At 59.9% G+C, this 7,270-nt stretch carries 3 protein-coding genes and 3 rRNA genes; 5 read left to right on the top strand and 1 reads right to left on the bottom strand.

All coding sequences use genetic code 11. From position 1 onward, the window contains the following. Together MA09_RS03490 and rrf are read left to right on the top strand one after the other, a co-directional pair. Positions 1–840 (top strand): 23S ribosomal RNA (locus MA09_RS03490); the annotation flags it as partial. Positions 841–978: 138 nt separating this feature from the next. Further along, positions 979–1,091: ribosomal RNA gene (gene rrf / locus MA09_RS03485) — 5S ribosomal RNA — on the top strand. A gap of 134 nt (positions 1,092–1,225) precedes the next feature. Here the strand turns inward: rrf and MA09_RS03480 are convergent. Further along, positions 1,226–1,684, bottom strand: a complete 459-nt coding sequence (locus MA09_RS03480) for a MarR family winged helix-turn-helix transcriptional regulator (protein WP_036245541.1) — start codon at positions 1,682–1,684, stop codon at positions 1,226–1,228. A 201-nt stretch (positions 1,685–1,885) separates the two neighbouring features. Between MA09_RS03480 and MA09_RS03475 the strand changes: the two genes are divergently transcribed. The 3 genes from MA09_RS03475 to MA09_RS03465 all read left to right on the top strand — a co-directional run. Continuing rightward, positions 1,886–3,529 (top strand): DUF418 domain-containing protein, encoded by a 1,644-nt coding sequence (locus tag MA09_RS03475; RefSeq protein ID WP_152594546.1) that lies wholly within the window; start codon positions 1,886–1,888, stop codon positions 3,527–3,529. Then, positions 3,526–5,898: a penicillin acylase family protein gene (locus MA09_RS03470; protein WP_036245537.1), complete on the top strand. Its 2,373-nt coding sequence runs from the start codon at positions 3,526–3,528 to the stop codon at positions 5,896–5,898. Before MA09_RS03475 ends, MA09_RS03470 begins: the two co-directional genes overlap by 4 nt. 424 nt (positions 5,899–6,322) lie before the next feature. Continuing rightward, positions 6,323–7,270, top strand: a 16S ribosomal RNA gene (locus MA09_RS03465); the annotation flags it as partial.

Genomic DNA, 7,270 nt, shown 5'->3' with positions numbered 1-7,270 from the left:
CCCATGAACCTTTACTGTAGCTTTGCATTGGACTTTGAACCAATCTGTGTAGGATAGGTGGGAGGCTTTGAAGCGGGGACGCCAGTTCTGGTGGAGCCATCCTTGAAATACCACCCTGGTTCGTTTGAGGTTCTAACCTTGGTCCGTTATCCGGATCGGGGACAGTGCATGGTAGGCAGTTTGACTGGGGCGGTCTCCTCCTAAAGTGTAACGGAGGAGTTCGAAGGTACGCTAGGTACGGTCGGACATCGTGCTAATAGTGCAATGGCATAAGCGTGCTTAACTGCGAGACCGACAAGTCGAGCAGGTACGAAAGTAGGACATAGTGATCCGGTGGTTCTGTATGGAAGGGCCATCGCTCAACGGATAAAAGGTACTCTGGGGATAACAGGCTGATTCCTCCCAAGAGTTCATATCGACGGGGGAGTTTGGCACCTCGATGTCGGCTCATCACATCCTGGGGCTGTAGCCGGTCCCAAGGGTATGGCTGTTCGCCATTTAAAGTGGTACGTGAGCTGGGTTTAAAACGTCGTGAGACAGTTTGGTCCCTATCTGCCGTGGGCGTTGGAAATTTGAAGGGGGCTGCTCCTAGTACGAGAGGACCGGAGTGGACGAACCTCTGGTGTACCGGTTGTCACGCCAGTGGCATTGCCGGGTAGCTAAGTTCGGAAGAGATAACCGCTGAAAGCATCTAAGCGGGAAACTTGCCTTGAGATGAGATTTCCCGGAGCCTTGAGCTCCTTGAAGGGTCGTTCGAGACCAGGACGTTGATAGGCTGGGTGTGGAAGTGCAGTAATGCATTAAGCTAACCAGTACTAATTGCCCGTACGGCTTGTCCCTATAACCTTGGTAGGCTATAGACAAGTCAAGAATACAGCTGCAGTTTGTTGATACTGCTACCCCAAGAATAAAAAGAACGATACTTCTTCCCGGATTGTGAGTTTTTTACCGATCGGTAAAAGCTCAGACAAGTCAAAGCCTGATGACCATAGCAAGTCGGTCCCACCCCTTCCCATCCCGAACAGGACCGTGAAACGACTTTGCGCCGATGATAGTGCTGCAACCAGTGTGAAAGTAGGTTATCGTCAGGCTAGTTATAAGCAAAGCCCGCTCAGTATCGACTGAGCGGGCTTTTTGCTTTCGGATTCGCACTGCGAGTCTTCGCTGCGTCCCAACGCCACGTCATCCTCGCAGGCATAACAAGCGGGGCTGACGCTCCGCTTGTTTAGCTCCCAGCGCTATCGTTCAGATTCTTGCGCAGGTCGACCAGCTGATCACGCAGGCTCGTGATTTCTTCCACCGAGCATTTGGTAGCGCACAGGATCTCGGGCATCAGCGCTGCCGCATCGTTTCGCAAGGCCTGGCCCTGTTCGGTGAGGGTGACAATCACCTGCCGCTCGTCGGCACGCGCCCGCGCCCGTTGCACCAGGCCCTGCGTCTCCATCCGCTTCAGCAGGGGCGTGAGCGTTGCAGAGTCCAGGAAAAGGCGCTCGCCGATATCCGACACCGTCAGCTCGTCCTGCTCCCACAACACCATCATGACCAGATATTGCGGGTAAGTCAGCCCGAGTTTCGGCAGCAGGCCGCGGTAAACACGCATCATCGCCAGCGAGGTCGAATACAGGGCAAAGCAGAGCTGGTCGCCCAGCACAGGCGTGGAAGGGGAGGGGGAAGAAGTTTTCATCAATCCAATATAGATCGCACACAAGCTATTTGCAAGCGAGGTGACCAGCAAGCGCACAAGCCCCGCCCGGCTTCATGCAATATTCATCATGCCTCTCCAAAACACGCTTTGTCATCGCTTTCTGTCGTTTCGTCGCATGAGCCCTTTTGCCGGAAGCCCTCTGGAATACGATCGCTTGACTATAAGCAGAAGGAGATGGCCATGGATAGACCAGCTGTACCGGCGGGGTTGACGCCGGTCGCGAGCCACGAACGCATCCAGTCGCTCGACGTCGTGCGCGGCTTCGCCCTCATCGGCATCCTCCTGATGAACGTCGAGTTCTTCAACAGGGCAACGGCGGACATCGGCACCGGCATGCAAACCGGTCTCGCCGGCGCAAATTTCTTGGCCAGCTACTTCGTCCAGTATTTTGTTACCGGCAAATTCTGGACCATTTTCTCGCTCCTGTTCGGCATGGGCTTCGCCGTCATGCTCACTCGGGCGGAGCGCGCGGGCCGCAGCTTCCTCGTTCCCTACATGCGCCGTATTGCCGCACTGGCCGTCTTCGGCGCCTTGCACCATATCTTCCTGTTCGCTGGCGACATCCTGTTCAGTTACGCGGTCGCGGCGACCGCCCTCCTGATCGTGCTGTATGGGCGCACCAAGTGGATCCTGCTGGCGATCGCCCTGTGTGTCGGCGGCGGCTTCATCCCCGGCGCGGACTGGCTGTACGGCGTGGCCGGCGGCCTGGCCTTCTTCGGCTTCGTCGCATGGTGGCTGCGCGGCGAGCAGCGCATGAAGCGCCTCGGCAAGGTGCCGGTCATTGCGTTCATCATGATGCTGGTCGGCGTGCTCGCAACAATCGGCGGTGCGGTCACCTGGTTCGTGCCCGCCATGCCGCCACAGGCGCGCTTCGGCCTGCCGATGCTCGGTATCGCATTGGTCACGCTGGGCTGGCTCACCGCGCGCTATCGCGCCGACAAGCCCGCCCGTCCATGGCGCATCGGTGTCGGAATCTACTGCTTCTCGTTCTTGATGATGACGGGTGCCGGGGCATCGATGTACTTCTTCCCGGAGAAGCCGCCTGTGGCAGCCAGCAAGGAGCAAGCGAAGAAGCAGAAGGAGCAGGAGGCCGCGCGGGTGAAGAATCTCAAGGAGCGCGAAGCGCGCATCAAGACGGAGACCGCCGTGCTCACCAAAGGCAGCTATGGCGACGCAGTGAACATGCGCGCCAAGCACTTCTTCGAAGAGGCGCCGGGCCAGGTCGGCTTCGCGACGGTCTTGATCGGCATGTTTCTGATTGGTACCTGGTTTGTCCGCTCGGGCATCATGGAGAAGGCGCAGGCTAATGTCCCGCTGTTCCGCAAGCTGGCGGTGTTCGGCCTTCCGATCGGTCTCGGCATGGGTGTGCTGGGCTCCGCCATCGCCATGCACCGGGTGCCGGGATCGCAGGGCACCGACGGCTTCCAACTGGCCTCCGGCCTGCAAATGCTGGGCAATCTTCCAGCCTCGCTCGGTTATGTCAGCCTGGTGATCCTGATGCTGTACAGCGCATCGCCCCTGAACAAGGTGAGCGTGCTGGCACCGTTCGGCCGCATGGCCCTGACGAACTACCTGACGCAGTCGCTGGTCGCCTCCACTTTCTTCTTTGGCTACGGCTTCGGCAACTGGGGCATCTCACGCGTCGACCAGATGCTGTTCGTGGTCGTGCTCGCGGCAGCGCAGATCGTGTTCAGCCACGTGTGGCTGTCGCACTTCCGTTATGGCCCGATGGAATGGCTGTGGCGGGCGCTCACCTACTGGACCATCCCCCCGATGCGCTTCAAGAGCCCGACCCCTGTGCCTGCAGTGGCGACGCCGGCGTGAGGGGGCTGACTCGACTCGGTGCGGCGCTGCTGGCGGGCGCCCTTGCTTCAACGCTTGCCGGAGCGGCGGCCGCACAGCCTGTGGAGGTGGCCGGCCTGGGCCAGCCGGCCCGGATCCTGATCGACCGCTGGGGCGTGCCTCATATCTACGCGGCGAGCCAGGAAGATGCCTTCTTCGTCCAGGGTTTCAACGCCGCGCGCGACCGTCTGTTCCAGATCGATTTATGGCGCCGGCGCGGGCTGGGCGAGCTGGCCTCGGTCTTCGGCCCCTCCTATGTGGAGCAGGACCGGGCGGCGCGCCTGTTCCTGTACCGCGGCAGCATGGAACCGGAATGGGCGGCCTACGGCAAGGACGCGCAACGGACCAGCGCCCGCTTCGTCGCCGGCATCAATGCCTACATCGACACCATCGCGCGCAAGCCGGAGCTGCTGCCCTTCGAATTCCGCCAGCTCGGCTACATGCCGGCGAAGTGGCGTCCGGAAGACGTGGTGCGCATTCGTAGCCACGGGCTGACGCGCAACCTCACCCAGGAAGTCGCGCGTGCACGCGTGGTCTGCAGTGCGGGCCTGGCGGCGGACGCGGTGCGCTCCCAGCTGTCGCCGGCGTGGATCACCCGCATACCCGAAGGCCTCGATCCATGCCTGCCAGACGATGCGCTCGACGTCTTCACGCGCGCGACCGAGAACGTGCGCTTCGAGCGACGCAGGCTGCAGGTATCGCGTGCGCTTCCGAACGAGGAAACGCTCGAGGGCAGTAACAATTGGGTGGTGGCGCCCTCGCGCACGACGACCGGCCGCCCGATCCTGGCAAACGACCCGCATCGCGCCTATGGCGCGCCGTCGCTGCGCTACATCGTGCACCTGAGTGCGCCCGGCCTCGACGTCATCGGGGCAGGGGAGCCAGCGCTGCCGGGCGTGTCGATCGGCCATAACGGCAAGGTCGCCTTTGGTCTGACCATCTTCAGCATCGACCAGGAAGACCTGTACGTCTATGAGATCAATCCAAAGAACCCGCGGCAGTACCGCTACAGGGACGGCTGGGAGAACTTCCGCGTGCTGCGCGAGAAGGTGGCGGTGCGTGGAGGGGCCGCGAGGACGGTCGAGTTGCGCTTCACCCGCCACGGTCCCGTGATCTACCAGGACGCTGCCAGACGGCGAGCGCTGGCGGTCCGCACTGCGTGGACGGCGCCCGGCATGGCCCCTTACTTCGGCAGCATCGATTACATGAAGGCCCAGGACTTCACCCAGTTCCGCCGCGCGATGGAGCGCTGGGGTGCGCCCACCGAAAACCAAGTGTATGCCGACACGGCCGGGAATATCGGCTGGGTTGCGGGCGGCTTAGCGCCGGTGCGACCCAACTGGGATGGCCTGATGCCTGTGCCGGGGGATGGCCGCTACGAATGGAAGGGCTTCCTCGACGGCGCGAAGCTGCCCTATGTGCTCAATCCGAAGCAGGGCTGGTTCGCGTCGGCGAACGAGATGAACCTCCCGGCGAGCTTCCCCTACCGGGAGCACAAACTCGGCTTCGAATGGCCGGACAATGCGCGCGCCCGACGAATCGCAGAGGTGTTATCGAAGATCCCTAAGGCGAGCATGGAAGACATGGAGCGCCTGCAGAACGACGTCGTGTCGCTGAATGCGCGCCGGCTGGTGGCCCTGCTCAAGCCCTTGTCGTCCCCGGACCAGAAGACCCAGGCAGCACTGCGCCTGTTATCCGCATGGGACGGAGAAGAACAGGCCACGTCTGCAGCGGCAGCCTTGTATGAGGCATGGTGGTCGCGGCACCTCGGCAATGCCTTTAAGGAGGCGGTACTCCCGCCGGCAGCAGCGCAGAGTTTCGATGCGCCGCACGCGAGTGTTCTGCTCGAATCGCTGGAAAAGCCTGCACAACGCTTCGGCGCGGATGCGGTCCGCAAGCGTAACGCGGTCCTGCTCACCAGTCTCGGCCGCGCCTGGGCGGAACTGGAGGGATTGCAGGGCCCGGATCCGGCGCGCTGGCAGTGGGGCAAGCTGCACTTCAGCCATTTCTTGCATCCGATGAGCCCGATCCTCGATCAGGCCGCCCGGGCGCAGGTGAACGTCGGGCCACTGCCGCGCGGTGGCGGCGCCTATACGGTCAACGTGTCGAGTTATCACCCCGACAGTTTCTGGCAGGCGCACGGGCCTTCGTTCCGCATGGTGCTCGACGTCGGTAACTGGGACAATTCACGTGCGATCAATACGCCCGGCCAGTCCGGCGACCCTGCCAGTCCGCATTACCGTGATCTCGCGCAGCCCTGGGCCGAGGGCAAGTACTTCCCGCTGCTGTACTCGCGGGAGGCGGTGGAGAAGGCGGCAAGACAGGTCATCGAACTGGTGCCGTTGCGTTGACGAGGGAGGGACTTGCAAGCGGGCGCGCGCTTTGCTATAGTTCGCGTCCGCTTCGTTTCGAGCAGAAAAACGTTAACGTAATCAACTGGTTACGATGACAAGCTCAAGAGAAAATCTAAAAACGAAGTGTGTGAGGGGTTGACGAGTTAAGCGAAACACTGCATAATCTCATTCCTCTGCTGCTGACGAACACAACGCTTCGCACGGTGCAGCAAGGTAGTACAGAACAACGGTTCTTTAACAATCAACAGTCGATAAGTGTGGGCGTTTGATGAAGGTGCCGCTGGCTTCGGTCAGTGATTACTTAAATTATCAAATGTTCACAAAAGTATTAACGTTGCTCAGCAATGAGCGACGGTCAGTATCTTGAGTGAGCGACTCCTGAGAAATCAGGATGACACGAAAGTGTCAACAAACAGAGATTGAACTGAAGAGTTTGATCCTGGCTCAGATTGAACGCTGGCGGCATGCTTTACACATGCAAGTCGAACGGCAGCGCGGGGCAACCTGGCGGCGAGTGGCGAACGGGTGAGTAATATATCGGAACGTACCCAGAAGTGGGGGATAACGTAGCGAAAGTTACGCTAATACCGCATACGATCTACGGATGAAAGTGGGGGACCTTCGGGCCTCATGCTTGTGGAGCGGCCGATATCTGATTAGCTAGTTGGTAGGGTAAAGGCCTACCAAGGCGACGATCAGTAGCTGGTCTGAGAGGACGACCAGCCACACTGGGACTGAGACACGGCCCAGACTCCTACGGGAGGCAGCAGTGGGGAATTTTGGACAATGGGCGCAAGCCTGATCCAGCAATGCCGCGTGAGTGAAGAAGGCCTTCGGGTTGTAAAGCTCTTTTGTCAGGGAAGAAACGGCTGCGGCTAATATCTGCGGCTAATGACGGTACCTGAAGAATAAGCACCGGCTAACTACGTGCCAGCAGCCGCGGTAATACGTAGGGTGCAAGCGTTAATCGGAATTACTGGGCGTAAAGCGTGCGCAGGCGGTTTTGTAAGTCTGACGTGAAAGCCCCGGGCTCAACCTGGGAATTGCGTTGGAGACTGCAAGGCTTGAATCTGGCAGAGGGGGGTAGAATTCCACGTGTAGCAGTGAAATGCGTAGAGATGTGGAGGAACACCGATGGCGAAGGCAGCCCCCTGGGTCAAGATTGACGCTCATGCACGAAAGCGTGGGGAGCAAACAGGATTAGATACCCTGGTAGTCCACGCCCTAAACGATGTCTACTAGTTGTCGGGTTTTAATTAACTTGGTAACGCAGCTAACGCGTGAAGTAGACCGCCTGGGGAGTACGGTCGCAAGATTAAAACTCAAAGGAATTGACGGGGACCCGCACAAGCGGTGGATGATGTGGATT

The sequence above is a fragment of the Massilia sp. BSC265 genome (assembly GCF_000740675.1).
In the GTDB taxonomy this organism is placed as follows: Bacteria; Pseudomonadota; Gammaproteobacteria; order Burkholderiales; family Burkholderiaceae_D; genus Telluria.
Note: the sequence above shows the minus strand (reverse complement) of the source record. Positions and strands in the feature narration are given on the sequence as shown.